We start from the raw sequence: 22841 nt of genomic DNA, 5'->3' as shown, positions 1-22841 counted from the left end.
GCGAAGTGTGAGTTTCATCGATTTTTTAACATGGGCAGTTGGCACGAATGTTGCGTTATTGAGCGAATGCGGTGGGGTTTATCATGCCGCAGACGCTTTACCTTGCGGTATATAAGGGTAATAGCCAGGTGCAACTCATTTTGCTTGTCGTGAGTGCAACCTTTGAGCCCGGTAAATGTGACGCAGGGTAAACTTTGTGTAACTTTGTTGTTAAATATCTTGTTGGTTGATGAAAGGCTCATCTAGGATAACCGACGGTCAACAATTACGGGCAGAAACTATTTTACCTGCACTTGCTCGCAGGCTGCGCCACGTTCCGGCGCGGCGGCCAGTGAAATGCATTGCGCGTGGGTTTACCGGCGCCGGCTTGGTCGGAGCGAAACGCGAATAATAATGAAAGTGGAGAATTAAATGACAATGAGCACACCTATGCTGGTGACCTTCCTGGTGTACATTTTCGGGATGGTGCTGATCGGCCTGCTTGCCTACCGGGCAACCAACAACTTTGACGACTATATTCTCGGCGGCCGCAGTTTGGGCAGCGTGGTGACCGCGCTGTCCGCCGGCGCTTCCGACATGAGCGGCTGGTTGCTGATGGGCCTGCCGGGCGCCATCTTCCTCTCCGGCATCTCCGAAAGCTGGATCGCTATCGGCCTGACCATCGGCGCTTATCTGAACTGGAAGCTGGTGGCAGGAAGGCTGCGCGTACATACCGAAGCCAACAACAACGCCCTGACGCTGCCGGATTATTTCACCAGCCGCTTTGAAGACAACAGCAAGCTGCTGCGCGTGATCTCGGCCATCGTCATCCTGGTGTTCTTCACCATTTACTGCGCCTCCGGCATCGTAGCCGGCGCGCGCCTGTTCGAAAGCACCTTCGGCATGAGCTACGAAACCGCCCTGTGGGCCGGCGCCGCGGCGACCATCCTCTACACCTTTATCGGCGGTTTCCTGGCGGTAAGCTGGACCGATACCGTGCAGGCCAGCCTGATGATTTTCGCGCTGATCCTGACGCCGGTGATCGTCATCTTCGCCGTCGGCGGCATCGATACTTCGATGCTGGTGATCCAGGCGCAGAACCCGGCTAACCTCGACATGCTGAAAGGGCTGAACTTCGTCGCCATCCTGTCGCTGCTGGGGTGGGGCCTGGGCTACTTCGGCCAGCCGCACATCCTGGCGCGTTTCATGGCGGCGGATTCTCACCGCACCATCCGCAGCGCGCGTCGCATCAGCATGACCTGGATGATCCTGTGCCTGGCCGGCACCATCGCCGTCGGTTTCTTCGGTATTGCTTACTTCGCCAACAACCCGGGTCAAGCCGGTAACGTGTCGCAGAACGGGGAGCGTGTGTTCATCGAACTGGCGATGCTGCTGTTCAACCCATGGGTAGCGGGCGTGCTGCTGTCGGCGATTCTGGCGGCGGTCATGAGTACCCTGAGCTGCCAGCTGCTGGTGTGCTCCAGCGCGATCACCGAAGACCTGTACAAGGCGTTCCTGCGTAAAGGCGCCAGCCAGCGCGAGCTGGTGTGGGTCGGCCGCGTGATGGTGCTGGTGGTGGCGTTGATCGCCATCGCGCTGGCGGCCAACCCGGAGAACCGCGTGCTGGGCCTGGTGAGCTACGCCTGGGCCGGTTTCGGCGCCGCCTTCGGTCCGGTGGTGCTGATTTCGGTGATGTGGTCGCGCATGACCCGCAACGGCGCGTTGGCCGGCATGCTGGTCGGTGCGGTGACGGTGATCGTCTGGAAACAGTACGAATGGCTGGGGCTGTATGAAATCATCCCGGGCTTCATCCTGGGCTGCCTCGCCATCGTGGTGGTGAGCCTGATGGGCCGCCAGCCTTCCGCCACCATGACCGAGCGTTTCGATCAGGCGGAAGCCGAGTACAAAACGGTGTAACGTCGTTCGATGTCAGTCGGTAAGGGGCGCGCAGAGCGCCCCTTTTTTTGCCTGCCGATCGCCGTCATCCGGCTGTAACACCTAGCGACATTTGATTAGAAAAAATCACCGTCATGCCTCTTGTATTTATTCTTGGCAGAATGATAATCACTCTCGTTGGTTTTTACGTTTCTTTACATAGTCGCCGCGGCTCATTTTGCAACCACCGTCTCTGCCGCCGCGGTCTTTTCAGGGGTGATTATTTATGTTCGTTCCCTTTCTTATCATGTTCCGTGAGGGGCTGGAGGCCGCGCTGATCGTCAGCCTGATCGCCAGCTACCTGAAGCGCACGCAGCGCAGCCAATGGCTGGGCGCGGTGTGGATCGGCGTGATTGTTGCTGCGGCGCTGTGTCTGGCGCTCGGTATCTTCATCAATGAAACCACCGGCGAGTTCCCGCAGAAACAGCAGGAGCTGTTCGAGGGCATCGTGGCGGTGGTGGCGGTAGTGATCCTCTCCTATATGGTGTTCTGGATGCGTAAGGTGTCCAAGTCGGTCAAGGTGCATCTGGAAGGGGCGATCGATCAGGCGCTCAACGCCGGTAAAGGGCAGGGTTGGGCGCTGGTGGCGATGGTGTTCTTCGCCGTGGCGCGCGAAGGGCTGGAGTCCGTGTTCTTCCTGCTGGCGGCGTTCCAGCAAGACGTGGGCGCCGCGGCGCCGATCGGCGCGGTGCTCGGCCTGGTGGCCGCCATCGTGCTGGGCATGATGATTTATTGGGGTGGGGTGAAGCTGCACCTGGCCAAGTTTTTCAAATGGACCAGCCTGTTCATTCTGTTCGTCGCCGCCGGCCTGGCCGCCGGGGCGATCCGCGCCTTCCACGAAGCCGGCCTGTGGAACCACTTCCAGGACATCGCCTTCGATTTCAGCAGCACCCTGTCGACCCATTCGCTGTTCGGCACCCTGCTGGAAGGTATTCTCGGTTATCAGGAAGCGCCGACGGTCAGCGAAGTGGCCGTCTATTTCCTGTATCTGATCCCGGCGCTGATTTTCTTTTTCCTGCCGCAGCGCGCGGAGCCGGCAGCGGCCCCGGCGCAACGTAAAATCAATCATTAATGTTTAATAGGGAATCTCGTATGTCTACTCCGTTATTTCGCCGCAAGGCGTTGCACGCAGCATTACTGGCTATCCCGGCGTTTGCGCTGAGCATCGCCGCGTTGGCGGCGGACGTGCCGCAGGTCAAGGTCACGGTTAACGACAAGCAGTGCGAACCGATGCAGCTGACGGTGCCGGCCGGCAAGACGCAGTTTGTGGTGCATAACACCAGCCAGAAAAATGTCGAATGGGAAATCCTGAAAGGGGTGATGGTGGTGGAAGAGCGCGAAAACATCGCGCCGGGCTTCACCCAGAAAATGACCGCCACGCTGGAAGCGGGCGAATACGACATGACCTGCGGGCTGCTGAGCAACCCGAAAGGCAAACTGACCGTCACCGCGGCAACCAACGGCGCTACCGACGGCAAACCGAACGCACTGGATCTGGTTGGCCCGATCGCCGAATACAAAGTCTACGTCATCAAAGAAGTCGACGGCCTGGTGAAACAGACCAAGCTGTTCACCGACGCGGTGAAGGCCGGCAACGTGGAGCAAGCGCGCAAGCTGTACGCGCCGACCCGCCAGCACTATGAGCGCATCGAGCCGATCGCCGAGCTGTTCTCCGATCTGGACGGCAGCATCGACGCCCGTGAAGACGACTACGAGAAGAAATCAGCGGATCCGAACTTCACCGGCTTCCACCGTCTGGAGAAGGCGCTGTTTGCCGACAACTCGACCAAAGACATGGGCAAATATGCCGATCGTTTGTATCAGGACACCGTTGAACTGCAAAAACGCGTGGGTGAACTGACCTTCCCGCCGAGCAAGGTGGTGGGCGGCGCAGCCGGGTTGATCGAAGAAGTGGCGGCCAGCAAGATCAGCGGTGAAGAAGACCGTTACAGCCGCACCGACTTGTGGGACTTCCAGGCCAACGTCGACGGTGCGCAGAAGATCGTCAACCTGCTGCGCCCGCTGTTGCTCAAGGCCAACAAGCCGCTGCTGGACAAGATCGACGCCAACTTCAAAACCGTCGACACCATTTTGGCGAAGTACCAAACCAAAGAGGGGTATGAGTCCTATGAGAAGCTGACCGATGCCGACCGCAATGCGTTGAAAGGGCCGATCACCACGCTGGCGGAAGACCTTTCCCAACTGCGCGGCGTATTGGGTCTGGACTGAGGCATACGGTTATGAGCAACAAGGTAGGCCCGAATAACGGGCCTCATCCGCACTCTCAGGAGGCGGCATCCCCTTCACGCCGCCGTTTGCTGCAGGGGCTGGGACTGAGCGCGCTGGCGCTGGGCGGCAGCCGCCTGGTGCAGGCGGCGGACAAAGCTGCGGAACCGGTAGCGGCGCCGCAGGATGAGCGCTGGCAGAAACAGCCGTTTTATGGCCGCCATCAGGCCGGGGTGCTGACCCCGCAACAGGCGGCGATGATGCTGGTGGCGTTCGACGTGCTGGCGACCAGCAAAGCGGACCTGGAGCGTCTGTTCCGGCTGCTGACCGACCGCATCGCGTTCCTGACCCACGGCGGCAAGGCGCCGGAGGTGGACGCCAAATTGCCGCCGCTCGATTCGGGGATCATGGGGCCGGAGATTTACCCGGATAACCTGACCATCACCGTCTCGGTCGGCGCATCGCTGTTCGACGAACGCTTTGGCCTGCAGGCGCAAAAGCCGCTGCGGTTGCAGAAAATGACCCGCTTCCCCAACGATGCGTTGGACGCCGGGCTTTGCCACGGCGATCTGCTGCTGCAGATCTGCGCCAACACCAATGAAACGGTGATTCACGCACTGCGCGACATCATCAAGCATTCGCCGGATTTGCTCAGCGTGCGCTGGAAGCGGGAAGGATTTATCTCCGCGCATGCGGCGCGCAGCAAAGGCAAAGAGACGCAGATCAACCTACTGGGCTTCAAAGACGGCACTGCTAACCCGAAAACCGACGACAAACCGCTGATGGATAAGGTGGTGTGGGTCGGCGACAACGTCGGCGAGCCGGCGTGGACGGCGGGCGGCAGCTACCAGGCAGCGCGCATTATTCGCTTCCGCGTGGAGTTTTGGGATCGCACGCCGCTGCAGGAGCAGGAAACCATTTTCGGTCGCGAAAAGCACAGCGGCGCGCCGCTTGGCATGAAGCATGAACATGACGAACCGAACTACGCGAACGATCCCGACGGCAAGGTGATCCCGATGGATGCGCACATCCGGTTGGCTAACCCCCGCACGCCGGAAAGCCAAAGCAACCTGATGCTGCGGCGTGGCTACAGCTATTCCCTTGGCGTTTCCAATGCCGGGCAGCTGGAAATGGGGCTGCTGTTTGTCTGCTATCAGGCCGATCTGGAGAAAGGATTCCTGACGGTGCAAAAAAGACTCAACGGCGAAGCGCTGGAAGAATACATCAAGCCGATCGGCGGCGGATATTTCTTCGTATTACCGGGCGTGAAAGAGGGCGGCGACTATTTGGCCAGCGGCCTGCTCAAGGCCTGAGTGCGCAATGACGAGGCGGGATCTCCCGCCTCGTTTTACGTTGGCTTGCCTATTACCCGGGACATTAAGCGACGGAGTTCAATTCAATCCTTCACCTGCGGATTAAAAAATCTGAACGGCCCGCCGACTTTGGGTTGTGCAAAATTTAATCGGTAAAGCAAAGTGTTATTCGCGGTTTTTAATTGTAATTCATTGATATTTTTGCAATTAAATTTTTTATGGAATGACGTGCCGAGCGTGATATAGTGTTTTTGCGCTAACTAAAAACAAAACATATAAAATTTTTTTACATTTTAGTAACGCGGCAGGATTGAATGTCATTATACTGTAATCATCTGGCGGTAGTTTTCACACGGTGCACAGCTTGAAGCTGTAAATATCACTGCGGGGATCGCTAATGGTAAAGTCCTTGGTTGGGCTGGAAAGAAAAAATAACACATCTCCCCTGATTTCTCGTTGTAACGAGGGTTCTCTCTCCGACTCTCTTTTACCGGCAACCCCGCACTCTTATCGCTATCGAATCTCATCACTTTTTACTCCACGTTTATTGATGCAGTCCGCGTTGTCCCGTGAAGACACGGCGCTTAAGCGTTGCCGTCGATTCACCTTGTCCCTTGGCTCTTATTGGCTCGGAGGAGGCCAAAACCTAATACGTGTGTGAAACATAATCGCGCGGCCCGGCCGTTGCGGTAGGTGAAACAAACTGTAAGGTGCCACTATGGGTAGACAGAAAGCAGTGATCAAAGCACGTCGTGAAGCGAAACGCGTTATTCGTCGTGACGCTCGTAGTCATCGCCAGCTGGAAGAAGAGTCTGTGACCTCGCTGGTGCAAATGGGGGGAGTCGAGTCTATCGGCATGGCGCGAGACAAGCGCGATAGCTCACCCATCGAGGCTAGAACTGAAGCTCAGGGTCATTACTTATCAGCCATAGAGAATAAGCAGCTGATCTTCGCCACCGGCGAAGCCGGCTGCGGCAAAACATTCATCAGCGCCGCCAAGGCGGCGGAGGCGCTGATCCATAAAGAGGTGGATCGGATTATCGTTACCCGTCCTGTTTTGCAGGCGGATGAAGACCTTGGCTTCTTGCCGGGTGATATCTCCGAGAAATTCGCGCCTTATTTCCGCCCGGTGTATGACATTCTGGTGCGCCGTTTAGGCTCTTCCTTTATGCAGTACTGCCTGCGCCCGGAAATCGGCAAGGTAGAGATTGCGCCGTTCGCTTATATGCGCGGACGCACCTTCGAAAATGCGGTCGTTATCCTGGATGAAGCCCAGAACGTGACCGCCAGCCAGATGAAAATGTTTCTGACCCGCCTGGGTGAAAACGTGACGGTTATCGTTAACGGCGACGTGACCCAGTGCGACTTGCCGCGCGGTGTGAAATCCGGCCTCAGCGACGCGCTGGAGCGCTTCGAAGAGGACGAGATGATCGGCGTTATCCGCTTTGAGAAACAGGACTGCGTGCGCTCCGCTTTGTGCCAGCGCACGCTCAACGCTTACAGTTAACCTATTCGCTAATGGAAAGGCCGCCTCGGCGGCCTTCTTTATCTGCGCAATTTCCCTTCTCGTTTAACCTTTGTGTAAATTATTGTGGCTTTTTGTATAGATTTTCGTTGAGTTAGCGTTAATGATTAGTAGGTTCCAGATTGGCGTGCAACTTGCGTACGCCGCCAAAAGGACACTATCTGGGGTGTGCGCCGTGCGGCGCATTGCGTGTGGGTTCTTGATGCGATTCAAACATGAAATATATCATTCTGATTTTGCTTATTTTATGCGTCGTCTATGTGCATTACCGCGGGCGGGTACGCTACAACGTGTGGCGACAGCTGTCTGACCATTCCACCTTTACCGCACCGCTGAACGTCTTCATGTATCTGTTTTCCCGCGTGCCGACCACGCCGTACCTGAAGCCGGAGCAGTTCCCTGAGCTGGCGGTACTGCGGGAGAATTGGGAAACCATCCGCGACGAAGGACAGAAGCTGATGAAGATCCAGCAGATCAAAGCGTCCGATCAGTTCAACGACGCCGGGTTCAACTCGTTCTTCAAGACCGGCTGGAAACGCTTTTATCTGAAATGGTATGAAGACAGCCATCCTTCCGCCATGACCCTGTGCCCGCAGACCACGGAACTGCTGCGCAGCCTGCCCTCGGTCAAGGCGGCGATGTTCGCCGAACTGCCGGACGGCAGCCGTTTGCCGCGCCACCGCGATCCTTACGCCGGTTCGCTGCGTTATCACCTGGGGCTGATTACCCCAAACGATGACCGCTGCTTCATTGAGGTGGACGGCGAGCGCTACAGCTGGCGCGACGGTGAAGGCGTGATGTTCGATGAAACCTACCTGCACTACGCGGAAAATCAGAGCGGGCAGAATCGTCTGATCCTGTTTTGCGACATCGAACGGCCGATGCGTTACCGCTGGACGCAGGCGGTTAACCATTGGCTGGGGCGCAATCTGATGAGCGCCGCCACCGCGCCAAACGAAGAGGGCGATCGCACCGGCGGCGTTAACAAGATGTTCAAATACATCTATGCGATACGCCGGGTGGGGAAACGCCTGAAGGCCTGGAACCGCACCGGTTATTACATCATCAAGTGGATTTTGTTCGGGGGGATCGCCGCGGCGATATTCTTCTCGGTATAACGAAGACAGGGGCGCACGGTGTGCGCCCCTTTTTGATCAGGCGAAGATAGTCATCATATAGGCGGCGAACAGCGCCAGGTGGGCGGTGCCGTTCAGCACGTTGGTGCGGCCGGTCGAGAACGACAGCTGGCACAGCAGCAACACTGTCAGCATCACCACGATATGCGGCGTTTGCAGCCCGAAGATCAGCGTCTGCCCGGTCAGGGTGGCGATGATGGTGACCGCCGGTACCGTCAGGGAGATGGTCGCCAGCACCGAACCGAAGAACAGGTTCATGGCGCGTTGCACCTGATTGTTCAACACGGCGCGCAGCGCGCCCAGTCCTTCAGGCGACAGGATCAACAGCGCCACCAGGAAACCGGTGAACTGCGCCGGCGCATTCACCTTGGTCAGCAGGCCTTCCAGCGGATTGGCGTTGAACTTGGTGACGGCGATAACCGCGATCAGGTGCACGACGAGCCAGGCGGCATGCCAGGCGCTGCTGTGCGAAGAGGGCTTGCCGTGGTGCGGGTCACCATCGTCGTCTTCATGCTCGTACACGAACAGGCTCTGGTGGGTTTTGGTCTGGATCACCAGGAACACGCCATACATGGCGGCGGAGATCAGCGCCACCAGCAGCGCCTGCCCGGTGCTGAAGTTACCGCCCGGCAGCGCGCTCGGGAACACCAGCACGATCACCGCCAGCGGGAAAATTGCCATCAGATACTGTTTAATACCGCCCAGGTTGACGTACTGGGTGGCGAACTTGCGCCCGCCGAGCAGCAGCGCGAAACCGACCAGGCCGGCGGAAACGATCATGATGATGGAATACAGCGTGTCGCGCATCAGCGCCGGCGCGGCGTCGCCGGTGGCCATCAGCGCCGAGATCAGGCTGACCTCGAGGATCACCACCGACAGGCTGAGGATCAGCGAGCCGTAGGGTTCCCCCAAACGGTGGGCGAGCACGTCGGCGTGGCGCACCACGCTGAAGGCGCTGCTGAGGATCCCCACCAGCGCGAGAATATTGATGCCGACGATCAGCGGAAAGTGAGTGGTGCTGCTCCACAGATTCAACACCACCAGCGCGGCGATGGGGAAGATCAGCGAGTATTCGGTGTGGCGAGATTTGGTGGATCGGCCAGGATCGTGTTGCGACTTCATGAGGGTGGCACTCCTTCTCAAACAGCGTAGCCCGTCAGCGCCGGTCGCCGTGATGCGGCAACTCTGCGTTTACAGTAGGTATTTTATATTAGGATACACCCACGGCGCCGGTGTGATGTTGTTTTTATCTGAGAAAGCAATTGCTTGCTTTATGTGATCAGGGTAACAAAAAAACCGCACGGGGTGCGGTTTTATTTACTTACTTTTACGCAATAACGCCAATTTTTAACGTTAGATATGAGAAAAGTCGTGTTTACTTATTTAGTATGCGGTTAATCAAGGAAAATACAGCCGTTAGTCATCAATATTATCCATGATTTCATGCCGTTTATTGTGGTAACCATCTTCATTTAGCCCCTCACGCCAGTAAGGTACGGCATAAAGACGATTACGATCGCATTGACGTTCACGACGCAGGTAACGGCGCAGCTCTACCACCAGGCGATCTTCACCGGCGAGCCAGAAGTGCGTTTCGCCCTGCGGCAGGGACTGCGCGCGGAAACGGGCGATCAGGTCGTTGGTGTTCTCCGTGCCGCCAACGATCCAATTCACCTCAATGCCGGTCGGTTTTCTCAGATCAATCACGTCGGCGGTGCTGTCGACGCGGACGAAAGCGCGCCCGGCGCTGTGCGGCGGCAGATTCTCCAGCAGCGCGGCCAGCGCAGGCAGTGAGGAAGGATCGCCCGCCAGGCAGTAGAAATCGGCCGCCGGCAACATCGGTTTGGGGCCGCCTGGGTTGCTGATGCCGATTTTATCGCCGGCTTTCGCCTGGCGCGCAAAGTCGACCGCCGGGCCCTGGTGATCGTGGATCGCGAACTCGATGTCCACCTCCGCCTGTTCCGGGCGCACGGCGCGAATGGAATAGGTACGCACGATCGGGCGTACGGCGTCCGCCGCCCAGCGCGGACCGTTTTCGGTCAGCGTCGGCAGGTCCGGCTGGGTTTGGCCGGCGAGCGGCAAAAAGACCTTGATGTGCGCAGCGGCGGCGTTGGCCGGGTAGTAGCGCAGATCGGGTGCGGTAAAGGTGATGCGGCGCAGGTGCGGCGTAATATCCTGTACGGCGCTGACGGCGATCAGGTAGGGGGCGCGTGAGCGAGGGGCTTCGGTAGTCACGGGGATCTCCTTATAGTTCGTTTGGCGGTGAGTATATCATGCCGTTTGATAATGAGAATTGTTTGCTTATTGAGGCGCAACGGCGTGTGAGTTAGGCTTAAGCTTCACGGAATACGCACGGGAGGACGTGATGCCCTATCAAGACACGAACGACTTGCCGGACAATGTGAAGCCTGTGCTGCCGGCCCATGCTCAGGCGATCTATAAAGAAGCGTTCAACAGCGCCTGGCAACAATACCGGGATCCTGAAGACCGACGCGGTGACGACAGCCGGGAGGAGACGGCGCACAAGGTGGCCTGGGCGGCGGTCAAGCAAAGCTATCGCAAGGGCGACGATGAGCATTGGCACAAAAAGTAACGCTTTATGGCCTGATAAAATCGCGCAGACGTTATGCTGACCCGGCAATTAATATTATTGCTGCTCAGTACAAATACTTTTCCACGTTAACACCGCTTTGCAACTTGATTGCGCGGCGGGAAAAGAATATGGTCATTATTAATCGGCGCGGTTATTGAATTAATAAAATTCCGCACCTAAAAATAAAATTGCAAAGGTTCAGTAGTGGCGAGGGAGGACGAGAAATCGTATTCCCGGGAGGTTGTAACAGTGTTAACGCGAGATTTTCTGCAAAAAGCGGATTGCAAAACCGCATTCGGCGCTATTGAGGAGTCGCTGTTGCTGACGCCTGAACAGCGCGCAGCCTCGTTGGATTGCACGTTATCGCGCCGGCCGGATCACAGCCCGGTTTGGGTATTCGGTTACGGTTCGCTGATGTGGAACCCGGTTTTTGAATCGGAAGAAGTGCGGCCTGCCATGCTGCAGGGTTGGCACCGGGCGTTCTGCATGCGCTTGACCGCCGGGCGCGGCACGCTGCATCAGCCGGGGCGCATGCTGGCGCTGAAAGAGGGCGGCCAGACCACCGGATTGGCCTTCCGTCTGCCGGAAAGCAAGCTGCGCGAAGAGCTGGAGCTGCTGTGGAAGCGCGAAATGATCACCGATTGCTACGTGCCGACCTGGTGTGAGCTGCAGCTGGAGGGCGGTGAGGTTGTCACTGCGCTGGTGTTCGTGATGAACGCGCAGCACCCGCTGTTTGAAGCAGACACCAGCCACCAGGTGATCGCGCCATTGATCGCCAGCGCCAGCGGCCCGCTGGGCACCAACGCGCAATACCTGTTTGCGCTGGATAACGAGCTGAAGCACCACGGCATGCAGGATGATTGCATCGGCGATCTGGTGCGCTATGTACGGCAATGGTTGCAGCAGAACCGGCCCGGCGCTTTCGGGGCGGAGGCCACGGCCTGAGGCGTTGGCAGGGTGGCAAACAGTGAAGGGCTCAGCACGCTGAGCCCTTTTTCATATATCTAATACCTCTATTTAATAACTTTATTCTGCATGATTATCTAAGGCCCCTGCTTTGTATGGTTATTTATCTCGTTATTTTTAAAGCCATTCATCATTTTCCCCCGTCTTCATCCCCCAAGAGTAACGATAAATAATTCACTTAGTATTAAATTGCATAACTAAAGGCTATTTCTTATTTGTTCAGCCCCGCAGGACTCCGTATCAATATGGCAAACGCTACCGCAAGAAACAGGGAGACGGGGATGAACTTTCAACAATTAAAAATTATTCGCGAATCGGCGCGCTGCAACTACAACCTGACCGAGGTCGCCAATACCTTATTTACTTCGCAGTCCGGCGTCAGCCGGCATATTCGCGAGCTGGAAGAAGAGCTGGGCATTGAAATATTCATTCGCCGCGGCAAGCGGCTGCTGGGCATGACCGAACCCGGCAAAGAGCTGCTGGTGGTGGCGGAACGCATTCTCAACGACGCCAATAACATCCGTCGCCTGGCGGACGTCTTCAGCAGCAACGATTCGGGACAGCTGCATATCGCGACGACGCATACCCAGGCGCGCTACAGCCTGCCGGGGGTAATCAAAGAGTTTCGCGCGCTTTACCCGCGGGTGCGGGTGGTGCTCAATCAGGGCAGCCCGGAGGAGATCGTTTCGATGCTGGCCGCCGGCGAAGCCGATATCGGCATCGCCAGCGAACGGCTGATGAGCGACGAATCGCTGGCGGCGTTCCCCTACTATCGCTGGCATCACACCATTCTGGTGCCGGAAGGGCACGAGTTGACGCGTCAGCCGCAGGTGACGCTGGAGATGCTCAGCACCTTGCCGCTGATCACTTACCGTCAGGGCATTACCGGGCGCGCGAAGCTGGATGCGGCGTTCAAAGCGGCGGGCCTGACGCCGGACATCGCGCTCAGTGCGCAGGATTCCGACGTGATTAAAACTTACGTCGAGCTGGGGTTGGGCGTGGGTGTGCTGGCGGACATGTCGTATGAAAAAGAGCGCGATCGCGGGTTGGTGAGCCTCAACGCCGAGCACCTGTTTGAACCCAATACGGTATGGCTGGGCCTGAAACGCAGCCAGCTGCAGCGCAACTATGCCTGGCGTTTTATCCAGCTGTGCAACCCGACGCTGTCGCTGACCGAAATCAAGGACAAGGTCTTCTCGTCACAGCTGGATGCGGTGATTGACTACCAGATTTAGTCGGACAGCTGTGCCCCGGCGGATTGCCACGGGGAAGGGGGATTAGTCGTCGGTACGTTCGATCAGGTGACGTTTACTTTTTCTGAACGGGCCGATGGCTTCCCATTCCGGGAGTTCTTCAGGCGGACGCGGGTTGGCCATCTCCCAGCGATGGTGTTGGCGCAAAATCTCGATGGCGATGCGTTTTTGCCGGCGCCGGTCTTGTACCGTCAGACGAGTCATAAACAGATCCGACTCAAGCAGGACGCTGTTCATGTCCGCCAGTGTTTGCTCTATCGCTCTCTCATGCCGGTGTGAGGCGCCATTTTCTGATAGATGGTTTTCCATTTTCCCGTCCCTTGGGTGACCGAGCTCACGTTAATCACCCAATGAAACAGACTCAAACCTCGACGTTCATCGCTGCGAATCGCGCCGCAAAGACAGTTATCCATTGCGGCCAGGTGCCACGAGAGTGCGACCGGCCGCGCAATCCTCGCCCTAATAATCAAAATCCCACCTATATACATAAAAAGAATATCTATAGTGATTTAAGTACCTTCAGCTGCCGATCGTGCTCGCATACACTCGCGAAATTATTATAAATTCCATCCGCTTGGAGAGTTTCAGATGAAAGTGCTCGTTCCTTCTTTGCTGTTTTTAGCCGTGGTGGCCAGCGTTAACGCGCAGGCGGCGACGCCGGCCAACACGCTGGTGATCGCGCAGTCTATCGATGACGTGGTCAGCTTTGACCCGGCCCAGGGATTTGAGTTAACCACGGTGCAGTCGTTCAACAGCCTGTATCAACGTCTGATCCAGTCCGATCCGCACAACCCTATCGATCTCAAGCCGACATTGGCCAGCAGTTGGCAGGCCGGCGCCGACAATCGCAGCCTGACTTTCAGCCTGCGCCCGGATGCCAAATTCGCCAGCGGCAATCCGCTGCGGCCGGAAGACGTGATCTTCTCGCTTTCGAGGGTGGTGAAACTCAATCTGGAGCCGTCGTTTATCCTGACGCAGCTGGGCTGGAACGCGAAGAACGTGGAGCAACACCTGAGCAAGGTGGATGACCACCAGGTAAAAATCAGCTGGAGTGAAAACGTCAGCCCGGCCTTCGTGCTCAGCCTGCTGTCGGCGCCGGTATCGTCGATCGTCGACGCCAAAGAGGCGCTGGCGCACCAGCAGGGCGACGATCTGGGGCACCAATGGTTGAACAGCCACTCCGCCGGCAGCGGCCCTTACAAAATCCGCACCTATGTGCCGCACGAAGTGGTGGTGCTGGACGCCAACCCAGGCTCGCCGGAAGGGGCGCCGACGCTGAAAACCATCCTGATCAAAAACGTGCCCGATCCGGCCGCGCGCCGCTTGCTGATCGAGCAGGGCGATGCCGATATCGCGCGCAACCTGGGGGCAGACCAGATGGCGGCCTTAAAGGGTAAGCCGGGCGTCAAACCCCTGGCCATTCCTTACGCTTCGCTTTATTTCCTGCAGTTCAACGCCAAGGCGTCACCGGCGCTCGGCAATCCGGCGTTCTGGGAAGCGGCGCGCTGGCTGTTCGATTACAAAGGCATCGCCGACGATCTGCTGAAAGGGCAGTTCCAGAGCCATCAGGCATTCCTGCCGGACGGTTATCTGGGGGCGCTCAAGGATCAGCCGTACAGCTTCAATCCGCAAAAAGCCAAAGAGATACTGGCCAAAGCGGGGCTCAGCAACGTCAGTTTCCGTCTGGACGTCAACAACCAGCCGCCGTACCTGGATATCGCCCAGGCGCTGCAGGCCAGCTTTGCCCAGGGCGGCGTGAAGGTGGAACTGGTGCCGGGCATCAGTTCGCAGGTCTCTACCAAGGTGAAAGCGCTTAACTACGATGCGACGCTGACTTCCTGGGGGCCGGATTATTTCGACCCTAACACCAATGCCGCAGCCTTCGCCTACAACCCGGAAGACGGCAGCAAGACGCTGGCCTGGCGCGCCAACTGGCAGATCCCGGCGCTGAGCAAGCTGACGCTGGCCGCCACCGCGGAAAACGACACCGCCAAACGGGTAGCCGACTACCAGCAACTGCAAAAACAGGTGCAGCAAAGCTCGCCGTTCGTCATCAGCCTGCAGGCGCGAAGCCTGATTGCGGTGCGTGACAACCTCAAGGGCTATGTGCAGGGCATCAACCCTGACATGGTGTTCTACAGCAAGGTCAGCAAGTAATGGCCGCTGAACTGTGCGCCAGCGCCGGGGCGGCCCGGCGGTATTGGCGCTGGGGCGGGCGGCTGCTCGGCGGCGTGTTGTCGCTGGCGCTGACGTTGCTTGGCCTGCTGCTGTTCACCTTCATGCTGTCGCATCTGGCGCCGATCGATCCGGCGCTGCAGGTGGCGGGCGATCACGCCAGTGAAGCCACCTATGCGCAGGTGCGGCACGAGCTGGGATTGGATCTGCCGTTGCCGGTGCAGTTTTGGCGTTATCTGGTGCACCTGGCGCACGGCGATTTGGGCATCTCGCGCATCACCGCCCAGCCGGTGTTGAGCGATCTGCTGCGTACCTTCCCGGCGACGGTGGAGCTGGCCACCTGCGCCATTATCCTCGGCGCCCTCGGCGGCATTACGCTGGCGTTTCTGGCGGTGCTCAAACCAGGCAGTTGGCTGGATAACGCGGCGCGTCTGCTGTCGCTGATCGGTTATTCGGTGCCGATTTTCTGGCTGAGCCTGCTCGGGCTGCTGCTGTTCTATGCCACGCTGCACTGGTCGGCGGGGCCGGGGCGGCTTGACGACATCTACTTGTACAGCATGGAGCCGCGCAGTGGTTTTGTGTTGATCGACAGCTGGCTGTCCGGCGATCGCGACATGTTCTATAACGCCATCGGCCACCTGTGGCTGCCGGTCGTGGCGTTGGCGCTGCTGTCGATGGCGGGCATTACCCGATTGCTGCGGGCGGCGATGCTGGAAGAGTGCAACAAGGAATACGTGACGCTGGCGCGTTCCAAGGGGGCCGGGCGCCTGCGCATTCTGCTGCGCCATGTGTTTCCCAACGTGCTGGGCACGCTGATCACCGTACTGTCTCTCTCCTATGCCAGCCTGCTGGAGGGGGCGGTATTGACCGAAACGGTGTTCGCCTGGCCCGGCGTCGGGCGTTATCTGACCTCGGCGCTGTTTGCCGCCGACACGCCGGCGATCCTCGGCGCCACGTTGCTGATCGGCACCTGTTTCGTGCTGTTGAATGCGCTGGCCGACGCCTTGACCTATTTAGTGGATCCGCGAACCCGATGAGCCAATATCTCTCTGAACACGAACCGCAAAGCGAGCCGGCCGTCGGTTACCGCCGCGGTCGGCGCCTGACCACGCTGACGCTGGGCGCGGCACTGGTGGCGATTTTGATCGTCACCGCGCTGCTGGCACCGTGGCTGGCGCCTTTCGATCCCAATCTGCAGCATATCGAGCTGCGGTTATTGCCGCCTTCCGCCGCACATTGGCTGGGCACCGACGGCTTCGGCCGCGATTTGCTCTCCCGCGTGATTTACGGCGCGCGGCCGACGCTGATTCTGGTGTCGCTGATTCTGGTGTTGACCATTCCCATCGGCCTGTTGGTCGGCATTGGCGCCGGTTATCTCGGCGGCTGGGTAGAGCGCATTTTGATGCGCCTGACCGACATTTTCCTGTCGCTGCCGAGCCTGGTGATCGCGCTGGCGTTTGTGGCGGTCATGGGGCCGGGGCTGATGAACGGCGCGCTGGCGCTGGCATTGACCAGCTGGCCGGCCTTTGCCCGCCAGGCGCGGGCCGAAACCCTGGCGCTGCGCCGCAGCGACTACCTGGCGGCGGCGCGCATGCAGGGCATCAACGGGCTGCGGCTGATGGTCGGCCACATTTTGCCTTTATGCCTGCCGAGCGCGGTGGTGCGCGCGGCGCTGAGTCTGGGGGGCATCATCCTGTCCGCTGCCGGTCTGGGGTTCCTCGGCATGGGCGTTGCGCCGCCGACCGCCGAATGGGGCTCGATGGTGGCCGAAGGCAGTAAAGTGATTTTCGATCAATGGTGGGTCGCCGCCGCGCCGGGCGGGGCGATCCTGTTCGCCAGCCTGGCGTTTAACCTGCTGGGCGATGGCCTGCGCGACAAAATGGATCCTCGTCATGGGCACTGATAACACCTTATTGACCGTCGAACGCCTGGCGATCGGCGTGCCGGAGCCACAGCCGGTGGCGCTGGTGAAGAATATTTCGTTCAGCATGGGGCGGGAGCGGCTGGCGCTGGTCGGTGAGTCCGGTTCCGGCAAGTCGTTGACCGCGCGTGCGCTGATGGGGCTATTGCCGCCGCCGTTACAGCTGCAGGCGCATCGCCTGACGTTGGGCGATGAAGACTTAACGCGCCTGAGCGAGCGCCAGTGGAGCCGGCTGCGCGGCGACCGGGTGGCGATGGTGATGCAAGACCCCAAGCATGCGCTGAATCCCAATCAACCGATCGGCCGTCAGGTGGAGGAGCCGCTGGTGCTGCATGCAAAGCTGAGTCGCGCCGAGCGGCGTGAAAAAGTGCTGGAGATGCTGGCGGCGGTGGGCTTGCCCGATCCGGCGGCGCTGTGCCGCCGCTATCCGCATCAGCTCTCCGGCGGCATGGGGCAGCGGGTGATGCTGGCCATTGCGCTGATCAACGATCCGCAGCTGTTGATTGCCGACGAACCGACTTCGGCGCTGGATCACCAGATGCGCGATCAGGTGCTGCAGCTGATAGACAATCTGGTGGCGCAACGCAATATGGGGCTGATCCTGATCAGCCACGATTTGCAGCAGGTGGCGCACCACTGCGAGCGGGTACTGGTGATGTACAAAGGTGAGCTGTTGGATCAGCTGCCGGCGGCAGAGCTGGCGCAGGCAACGCACCCTTATACCCGCACGCTGTGGGCGTGTCGGCCGAGCCGCGAGACGCGCGGCAAACCGCTGCCGGTGCTGGATCGCGCGCTGTTGGAGACGTTGAAATGAGCGTGATTGCACTGGAGAATCTGAGCGTCAGTCACCGCCAGGGCTACGAACTGCGCACCGTGGTGCATGAGGTTAACCTGCGCATCGAACCGGGCGAGTGCTTCGGGCTGGTGGGGCCTTCCGGCTGCGGCAAGTCCTCTTTGCTGTGGGTGCTGGCCGGGCTGAACGGCAGCTGGCAGGGCGGCTTTGAGTTGCTGGGGCGGCGGCTGCAGCCTGGGCAGGCGTTTACCGGCGAACTGCGGCGCGAGGTGCAAATGGTGTTTCAAGATCCCTATGCTTCGCTACACCCCAAACACCGGCTTTTGCGTACGCTGTCGGAGCCACTCAAACTGCTGAAGGAGAGCGACATCGAACGTAAAGTCAGCGCGGGCTTTCGCCAGGTGGGGTTGGATCCGCGCCTGTTGGATCGCTACCCGCATCAGCTGTCGGGCGGCCAGCGGCAGCGCGTGGCGATTGTGCGCGCATTGTTGCTGCGGCCGAAGCTGCTGTTGCTGGATGAACCGACTTCGGCGTTGGACATGTCGGTGCAGGCGGAGATCCTCAACCTGCTCAACGAGCTGAAACAGGCGGGCGATCTGACTATGGTGCTGGTCAGCCACGATGCGGACGTGATTGACCACATGTGCGATCGTTCGGTGGCGATGGCGCACGGCCGCATCATCGTTTGAACCTATGCCCGCCAACGCGGCGGGCATATCCATCTGGGTAATAAATAAAGCAATTTATCGTCGTTCTTCCGTTAATTCTTACCCCCTACACTCGACAAACAGCGCAACCGCGTGATTGTGGAGAGTGTATTGATGAAACGGTTAATCCCAACTTTATTGTACGGCGCGCTGGCGGCCGCTTTCGGTGCGCAGGCCGCCACCCCGCAGGATACCTTGGTGGTGGTCAGTTCGCTGGAGGGCATTATCAGCCTCGATCCGGCGGAGAGTTTTGAAACCGTCAGCTCGGCCAATCTGGTCAACCTTTATCAGCGCCTGGTGGCACCGGATCGCGCCGCGCCGCAAAAGCTGGCGCCGGACGCCGCAGGCAGTTGGCAAGCGGGCGCCGATGGCCGCAGCCTGACCTTTACCCTGAAACCGCAGCAACGCTTTGCTTCCGGCAATCCGCTGCGGCCCGAAGACGTCATTTTCTCGCTGGTCCGCGCGGTGAAGCTGAACAAGGCGCCGTCGTTTATTCTCGGCGAGTTTGGCTGGACGCCGGATAACGTTGAGCAGCAGCTGAAGAAGGTGGGAGACAACCAGGTGCAGCTCCGTTGGCCCGCCAACATCGGCAGCGAGCTGGCGCTGAGGCTGCTGACGGCGAATGTGGCCTCGATCGTGGATGAGAAGCTGCTGAACGAGCACGCGCAGCAGGGGGACTACGGCAATGCCTGGCTGCGCAGCCATTCCGCCGGCGGCGGTCCGTATCGGGTAAGCAACTATGTGCCGCACGAGGCGCTGCTGTTCGGCCGCAACGACTATGCGCCGTCGCCGGCCAGACTGAAAACGGTGTTGTTCAAGAACGTCAGCGACGCCGGCACCCGCCGTTTGTTGCTGCTGAAAGGGGATGCCGACGTGGCCTACGATCTGGGGGCCGATCAGTTCGACTCGCTGCGCAATGCGCCGGGCGTACGCATCGAGCAGGCCGATGCGCCCCGGGTCTATTACCTCGGTTTCAACACCGGCAGCAAAGACAACCCGGCGCTGGGCAATCCGGCACTGTGGCAGGCGGCGCGCTGGCTGGTGGATTATCAGAGCATCGCCGAGCAGCTGTTGAAAGGGCAATATCGGGTGCATCAGGCCTTCTTGCCGCAGGGATTGGACGGGGCGCTCGACGATCGGCCATTTAAGCTCGACGTGAACAAAGCCAGACAGATCCTGCGCGAGGCCGGCATCGCCGAAGGGACGCGCATCAGTCTGATCGTTATCAACCAGCCGCCGTATACCGACATCGCGCAGGCGTTGCAGGCCAGCTTTGCGCAGGCCGGGCTGCGGCTGGATATCCAGCCGGTGGTGGAGAGCGATCTGTGGGGCAAGATGCGCGGCCGTGATTTTCAGGCAATCTTTACTTACTGGGGCGCCGACTACCTGGATCCGAACACCAACGCCAGCGCCTTTGCCTACAACGTGCCCGGTGGGCCGAAAACCCTGGCCTGGCGCACCCAGTGGGGCATTCCCGCCATCAGCGCGGAAACGCGTGCCGCGGCCGCGGAGGGCAACAGCGCCGCGCGCAGCGCACGTTACGTCACGTTGCAACGTGAACTGCAGGTCAGTTCACCCTATGTGGTGGCTCTGCAGGGGCAAACGCTGGTGGCATTGCGGGACAACGTTGAAGATGCCCGGGTGGATATCGCCAACAGCATGCTGTATCTGGACCGGGTGAGTAAGTAGCGACCGCGCCGCGCGCCTGGCCGGGCTTTCTGGCGCGCCAAAGGCCGACAGCCTGTGAAATCGCGTGCTGTTGCAACCGCGAAACGCGAGATGTTGTATCAAGGTGAAATAAAATGAAATTTCATAACGTGCTCATGTGGCGGTGATAGATTGGCGCTGAAAGGCGGCGGTGTTTACGCCTTTCAGCGCGGTCGTTCGCAATGATGCGGACACATCACGTCAGGAGATATTATGGACAATTACGGAAACGCTGCAGTGGAGCGCGCAGCAACCTTGCTCGCCACCGGTGAGGTTGTGACGCCGGAACAGTTTTATCAGGACAGCGACGGAAGCAACTGGGGGCCGGCGATCAACAAAGCGGCGGCGGCGGCGCTGCAAGCCGGCGGCACGTTGTCCCTGGGCAAACGGGTGTATACGGTCGCCGGGCACGTACTCATTCAGACGACAACGGACATCTACGGCGGCATCGGTTTGCGGGTGGTCGGATTGGGGCGGGCGACCAAAATCGTCAAGACCGCAGACAGCAGCTATACCAATGAACAAGGCGAAACCAAGAAAGCGGTGATCGTGGTGAAAGGCTTCGCCAATCTGACCCTGCACGGCTTGACGTTGCGGGATGATACCGGCGCAGACGATACCCACGGCGTCTGGTTCAGCGATCTCAATATGACGAAGTTTGATATCCGTGACATCTACACCAAGGTGGGCGGTTATTCGCTGTTTGTGTCGGGCGACATGTTCATTAACTGGCTGGTGAACGTGCAGATGGAAGCTAACGCCAATCGCCCGGGGGATGGGGTGCTGTGGATGAACAAATCCGGCACCACCAATTTTATCGACGGGCTCTACGCCGCTCGCGCCAAAGGCACCGCGTTCAGAATTTCAGGATTTTACTCTACGGTCGGCTCGTTGGCTGCGGATGACTGCATCGGCGATATCTACAATTTCAAAGATTTTAACGGCACGATAAATTCATTGGGCTGTGAGAACCGCAATACGCAGCGCGCCGCCAGTGTCAGCGTGCTGTCCACCAACTTTGCCCAGGGCACGATAGGCAATATCAATATCCAGGACGCGCAGAACGTGGAGAGCGGGGGCGTGCTGTGCCGGTTCATCAACGAATCCCGTTGGGATATCGGTCAGTTGAATCTTTACAGCGGTTCGAAAACGCCTTTCCCGGTGGCGATCGCCGCCTGCAACAACAATACCGAGGTAACCTTCAGTAACGTCTATAACGGCGGCGTCCCGGTGGCCGGCAAAAGCACCGTCGACGTCACGTCGTTTTTAAGCGGGGTCGAAGCGATGTACAGTCTGGGGGAGCGGGCTATTGCCCCTTCCTCCACCAGCAATCATTTGCCGCGCAATATCTCGAAACAGCCATCGTGGACTTTGTTAGGCACCCTGACCGCGCCGGATCGGCAACCCACAACGCACATTACGCTTCAGCAGGGCGTAAGCACCAAGGTGCTGGCGTGCGATTTATATATCACGTTCGACCTGTCTTCGCAGGCGACCGCCTTTGTCGTCAATAGAGGCAGCTATAGCGCGAAAAGCGCCTTTATGTTGCGGCGCACCGGGCCGTTGAGCTGCGAAATATATTATCGCGTCGAGAAGGATTTCGGCTTTGGCAGTTATCAGGTGCAGACTACGCGCGGCAGTTACTGGCGGCCGGACGGCGCTTCGTTGAGCGCGCCCCCCTCCGATGCGTTGGAAATCCGTAGCGACGAGATGTTATCCACGACCAGGCTCACGGCGGTCCAGCCACTGGCCAATCCGACAACGGCCAGCACGGCAGAAGTGGCCGGATTACTCAATCGGCTGATCGAGGCGCTGAAGACCTAACGGAACAACGTCAGCGCGCTTTGGTCGGCGCCCATCAAGAGCTGCAGCCAGCCGGCCGCCGCCAAGGCGATACCGAAAGGTTGCGGCGTTCGCCAGCCGCGGCGCGGGTGCCGGCCGCGCCTTACCGCCAGGCCTAACCCGAACGCCGCCGCCAGGCAGACCAACAGCGGCAACGTCGTCCAACCGAGCCAGGCGCCCAGCGCCGCCAACAGTTTGAAATCGCCCTGGCCGATGCCGTTACGCCGTCGCACCTGCCGATAAAGCGCGTTGAGGAGCCACAGCGCCCCGTAACCGGCTGCCGCGCCGATAACCGCATCATCCAGCGGTGCCCAGCGGGCGTCAAGGTTGCACAGCAGCCCGCCCCACAGCAGCGGCTGGGTTAGCCGGTCCGGCAGCCATCGGTGGCGCCCGTCGAGCCAGGCCAGGGCGATCAGCAGCGCCGCAGCCGGTGGCAACCACAGCCGGTGCGCTGCCGACAGGTCGAAAGGCAGCGTCGCCAACGCCAACCCCAGAGCCGTCAACAGCAGGCTGCGGCGGCGCAATTTCGGTAGGTTGGCGCGTACGGCTACCGTTCGCTCCAGCCGGGTGATGAGTGAGAAGGCGAGCAGGCCGGCCGACAGCAGGGCGGTGAAAAACAGCACGTGCCACAGTGAGGAAAGAAACATCAGGGTTCCGTCAGTCGTGAAAAAGATGTTTAAAATAACGGCAAAATGCGTATTTCACCGGGGTGAAATGCGGCGGCCTGCGGGATATGCGCGGTTGCGTGCAGCGCGGCTTTACGTATTGCA

At 59.2% G+C, this 22841-nt stretch carries 20 protein-coding genes; 16 read left to right on the top strand and 4 right to left on the bottom strand.

The features are described 5' to 3' along the window. The first annotated feature begins 411 nt into the window (after positions 1-411). The 6 genes from putP (at position 412) to lpxO (ending at position 8096) form a co-directional block, all read left to right on the top strand. Positions 412-1896 carry a sodium/proline symporter PutP gene (gene putP / locus HMPREF3138_RS20625; protein ID WP_038876917.1) on the top strand — a complete coding sequence of 495 codons (1485 nt, stop codon included), beginning with the start codon at positions 412-414 and terminating at the stop codon, positions 1894-1896. 244 nt (positions 1897-2140) lie between these two features. Continuing rightward, positions 2141-2986 carry an iron uptake transporter permease EfeU gene (gene efeU, locus HMPREF3138_RS20620; protein WP_038876920.1) on the top strand — a complete coding sequence of 282 codons (846 nt, stop codon included), beginning with the start codon at positions 2141-2143 and terminating at the stop codon, positions 2984-2986. A gap of 20 nt (positions 2987-3006) precedes the next feature. Further along, a complete protein-coding gene (efeO, locus tag HMPREF3138_RS20615) occupies positions 3007-4143 on the top strand; it encodes an iron uptake system protein EfeO (RefSeq protein WP_038876922.1) in 1137 nt (378 codons plus the stop codon). An 11-nt stretch (positions 4144-4154) separates the two neighbouring features. After that, positions 4155-5453 carry an iron uptake transporter deferrochelatase/peroxidase subunit gene (efeB, locus tag HMPREF3138_RS20610; RefSeq protein ID WP_038876925.1) on the top strand — a complete coding sequence of 433 codons (1299 nt, stop codon included), beginning with the start codon at positions 4155-4157 and terminating at the stop codon, positions 5451-5453. A gap of 718 nt (positions 5454-6171) precedes the next feature. Further along, entirely contained in the window at positions 6172-6960 is a 789-nt protein-coding gene (gene phoH / locus HMPREF3138_RS20605) for a phosphate starvation-inducible protein PhoH (RefSeq protein ID WP_015378226.1), read from the top strand. A gap of 233 nt (positions 6961-7193) precedes the next feature. Next, positions 7194-8096 (top strand): lipid A hydroxylase LpxO, encoded by a 903-nt coding sequence (lpxO, locus tag HMPREF3138_RS20600; RefSeq protein WP_038876928.1) that lies wholly within the window; start codon positions 7194-7196, stop codon positions 8094-8096. A 36-nt stretch (positions 8097-8132) separates the two neighbouring features. Here the strand turns inward: lpxO and chaA are convergent, their stop codons facing one another. Both chaA and HMPREF3138_RS20590 read right to left on the bottom strand, forming a co-directional pair. Further along, complete coding sequence (gene chaA / locus HMPREF3138_RS20595; protein WP_038876929.1) at positions 8133-9236, bottom strand: sodium-potassium/proton antiporter ChaA; 1104 nt, start codon at positions 9234-9236, stop codon at positions 8133-8135. 294 nt (positions 9237-9530) lie between these two features. After that, on the bottom strand, positions 9531-10349 hold the full coding sequence (locus HMPREF3138_RS20590) for a siderophore-interacting protein (RefSeq protein ID WP_038876933.1): 819 nt from the start codon (positions 10347-10349) through the stop codon (positions 9531-9533). A 130-nt stretch (positions 10350-10479) separates the two neighbouring features. Between HMPREF3138_RS20590 and chaB the strand changes: the two genes are divergently transcribed. From chaB to cbl, 3 genes are all read left to right on the top strand, one after another. Then, positions 10480-10707: a putative cation transport regulator ChaB gene (gene chaB / locus HMPREF3138_RS20585; RefSeq protein ID WP_038876936.1), complete on the top strand. Its 228-nt coding sequence runs from the start codon at positions 10480-10482 to the stop codon at positions 10705-10707. Positions 10708-10956: 249 nt separating this feature from the next. Next, the gene (locus tag HMPREF3138_RS20580) at positions 10957-11652 is read left to right on the top strand and encodes a gamma-glutamylcyclotransferase (RefSeq protein WP_038876938.1); all 696 of its coding nucleotides are present in this window, start codon (positions 10957-10959) and stop codon (positions 11650-11652) included. Between the two features lie 302 nt (positions 11653-11954). Next, a complete protein-coding gene (gene cbl / locus HMPREF3138_RS20575) occupies positions 11955-12908 on the top strand; it encodes an HTH-type transcriptional regulator Cbl (RefSeq protein ID WP_033634950.1) in 954 nt (317 codons plus the stop codon). Between the two features lie 42 nt (positions 12909-12950). Here the strand turns inward: cbl and HMPREF3138_RS27250 are convergent, their stop codons facing one another. Next, positions 12951-13235, bottom strand: a complete 285-nt coding sequence (locus HMPREF3138_RS27250; protein ID WP_223294928.1) for a hypothetical protein — start codon at positions 13233-13235, stop codon at positions 12951-12953. Between the two features lie 279 nt (positions 13236-13514). Here HMPREF3138_RS27250 and HMPREF3138_RS20565 point away from each other — a divergent pair, with 279 nt between their 5' ends. The 7 genes from HMPREF3138_RS20565 to HMPREF3138_RS20535 all read left to right on the top strand — a co-directional run bounded on the left by HMPREF3138_RS20565 (position 13515) and on the right by HMPREF3138_RS20535 (position 22053). Continuing rightward, positions 13515-15083, top strand: coding sequence for an ABC transporter substrate-binding protein (locus tag HMPREF3138_RS20565; RefSeq protein ID WP_038876942.1), 1569 nt, complete (start codon positions 13515-13517; stop codon positions 15081-15083). Beyond that, positions 15083-16138: an ABC transporter permease gene (locus HMPREF3138_RS20560; protein ID WP_038876945.1), complete on the top strand. Its 1056-nt coding sequence runs from the start codon at positions 15083-15085 to the stop codon at positions 16136-16138. The genes HMPREF3138_RS20565 and HMPREF3138_RS20560 overlap by 1 nt, the downstream gene beginning before the upstream one ends. Then, positions 16135-17004 carry an ABC transporter permease gene (locus tag HMPREF3138_RS20555; protein WP_033647740.1) on the top strand — a complete coding sequence of 290 codons (870 nt, stop codon included), beginning with the start codon at positions 16135-16137 and terminating at the stop codon, positions 17002-17004. The genes HMPREF3138_RS20560 and HMPREF3138_RS20555 overlap by 4 nt, the downstream gene beginning before the upstream one ends. Next, complete coding sequence (locus tag HMPREF3138_RS20550) at positions 16994-17836, top strand: ABC transporter ATP-binding protein (RefSeq protein ID WP_038876948.1); 843 nt, start codon at positions 16994-16996, stop codon at positions 17834-17836. The genes HMPREF3138_RS20555 and HMPREF3138_RS20550 overlap by 11 nt, the downstream gene beginning before the upstream one ends. Next, positions 17833-18504: an ABC transporter ATP-binding protein gene (locus HMPREF3138_RS20545; protein WP_038876950.1), complete on the top strand. Its 672-nt coding sequence runs from the start codon at positions 17833-17835 to the stop codon at positions 18502-18504. The genes HMPREF3138_RS20550 and HMPREF3138_RS20545 overlap by 4 nt, the downstream gene beginning before the upstream one ends. A 132-nt stretch (positions 18505-18636) precedes the next feature. After that, positions 18637-20211: an ABC transporter substrate-binding protein gene (locus HMPREF3138_RS20540; protein ID WP_038876953.1), complete on the top strand. Its 1575-nt coding sequence runs from the start codon at positions 18637-18639 to the stop codon at positions 20209-20211. Positions 20212-20442: 231 nt separating this feature from the next. After that, positions 20443-22053 carry a hypothetical protein gene (locus tag HMPREF3138_RS20535; protein ID WP_038876955.1) on the top strand — a complete coding sequence of 537 codons (1611 nt, stop codon included), beginning with the start codon at positions 20443-20445 and terminating at the stop codon, positions 22051-22053. On the opposite strand, the gene HMPREF3138_RS20530 is transcribed toward HMPREF3138_RS20535, so the two are convergent. Continuing rightward, a complete protein-coding gene (locus HMPREF3138_RS20530) occupies positions 22050-22718 on the bottom strand; it encodes a prepilin peptidase (protein WP_038876957.1) in 669 nt (222 codons plus the stop codon). The two genes, HMPREF3138_RS20535 and HMPREF3138_RS20530, sit on opposite strands and share 4 nt — an antisense overlap. Positions 22719-22841: the final 123 nt, after the last annotated feature.

It is taken from the genome of Serratia sp. HMSC15F11, assembly GCF_001808215.1.
GTDB lineage: Bacteria > Pseudomonadota > Gammaproteobacteria > Enterobacterales > Enterobacteriaceae > Serratia > Serratia nevei.
This window is presented reverse-complemented; position numbering and strand designations above follow the sequence as displayed.

What these genes read in the sequence shown, in the direction of transcription:
- HMPREF3138_RS20535 (WP_038876955.1), top strand. Translation starts at nt 20,443, where the DNA reads ATGGACAATTACGGAAACGCTGCAGTGGAGCGCGCAGCAACCTTGCTC.
- cbl (WP_033634950.1), top strand. Translation starts at nt 11,955, where the DNA reads ATGAACTTTCAACAATTAAAAATTATTCGCGAATCGGCGCGCTGCAAC.
- HMPREF3138_RS20545 (WP_038876950.1), top strand. Translation starts at nt 17,833, where the DNA reads ATGAGCGTGATTGCACTGGAGAATCTGAGCGTCAGTCACCGCCAGGGC.
- lpxO (WP_038876928.1), top strand. Translation starts at nt 7,194, where the DNA reads ATGAAATATATCATTCTGATTTTGCTTATTTTATGCGTCGTCTATGTG.
- chaB (WP_038876936.1), top strand. Translation starts at nt 10,480, where the DNA reads ATGCCCTATCAAGACACGAACGACTTGCCGGACAATGTGAAGCCTGTG.
- HMPREF3138_RS20540 (WP_038876953.1), top strand. Translation starts at nt 18,637, where the DNA reads ATGAAACGGTTAATCCCAACTTTATTGTACGGCGCGCTGGCGGCCGCT.
- phoH (WP_015378226.1), top strand. Translation starts at nt 6,172, where the DNA reads ATGGGTAGACAGAAAGCAGTGATCAAAGCACGTCGTGAAGCGAAACGC.
- HMPREF3138_RS20550 (WP_038876948.1), top strand. Translation starts at nt 16,994, where the DNA reads ATGGGCACTGATAACACCTTATTGACCGTCGAACGCCTGGCGATCGGC.
- HMPREF3138_RS20555 (WP_033647740.1), top strand. Translation starts at nt 16,135, where the DNA reads ATGAGCCAATATCTCTCTGAACACGAACCGCAAAGCGAGCCGGCCGTC.
- efeB (WP_038876925.1), top strand. Translation starts at nt 4,155, where the DNA reads ATGAGCAACAAGGTAGGCCCGAATAACGGGCCTCATCCGCACTCTCAG.
- efeO (WP_038876922.1), top strand. Translation starts at nt 3,007, where the DNA reads ATGTCTACTCCGTTATTTCGCCGCAAGGCGTTGCACGCAGCATTACTG.
- HMPREF3138_RS20560 (WP_038876945.1), top strand. Translation starts at nt 15,083, where the DNA reads ATGGCCGCTGAACTGTGCGCCAGCGCCGGGGCGGCCCGGCGGTATTGG.
- HMPREF3138_RS20530 (WP_038876957.1), bottom strand. Translation starts at nt 22,718, where the DNA reads ATGTTTCTTTCCTCACTGTGGCACGTGCTGTTTTTCACCGCCCTGCTG.
- putP (WP_038876917.1), top strand. Translation starts at nt 412, where the DNA reads ATGACAATGAGCACACCTATGCTGGTGACCTTCCTGGTGTACATTTTC.
- efeU (WP_038876920.1), top strand. Translation starts at nt 2,141, where the DNA reads ATGTTCGTTCCCTTTCTTATCATGTTCCGTGAGGGGCTGGAGGCCGCG.
- HMPREF3138_RS27250 (WP_223294928.1), bottom strand. Translation starts at nt 13,235, where the DNA reads ATGGAAAACCATCTATCAGAAAATGGCGCCTCACACCGGCATGAGAGA.
- HMPREF3138_RS20565 (WP_038876942.1), top strand. Translation starts at nt 13,515, where the DNA reads ATGAAAGTGCTCGTTCCTTCTTTGCTGTTTTTAGCCGTGGTGGCCAGC.
- chaA (WP_038876929.1), bottom strand. Translation starts at nt 9,236, where the DNA reads ATGAAGTCGCAACACGATCCTGGCCGATCCACCAAATCTCGCCACACC.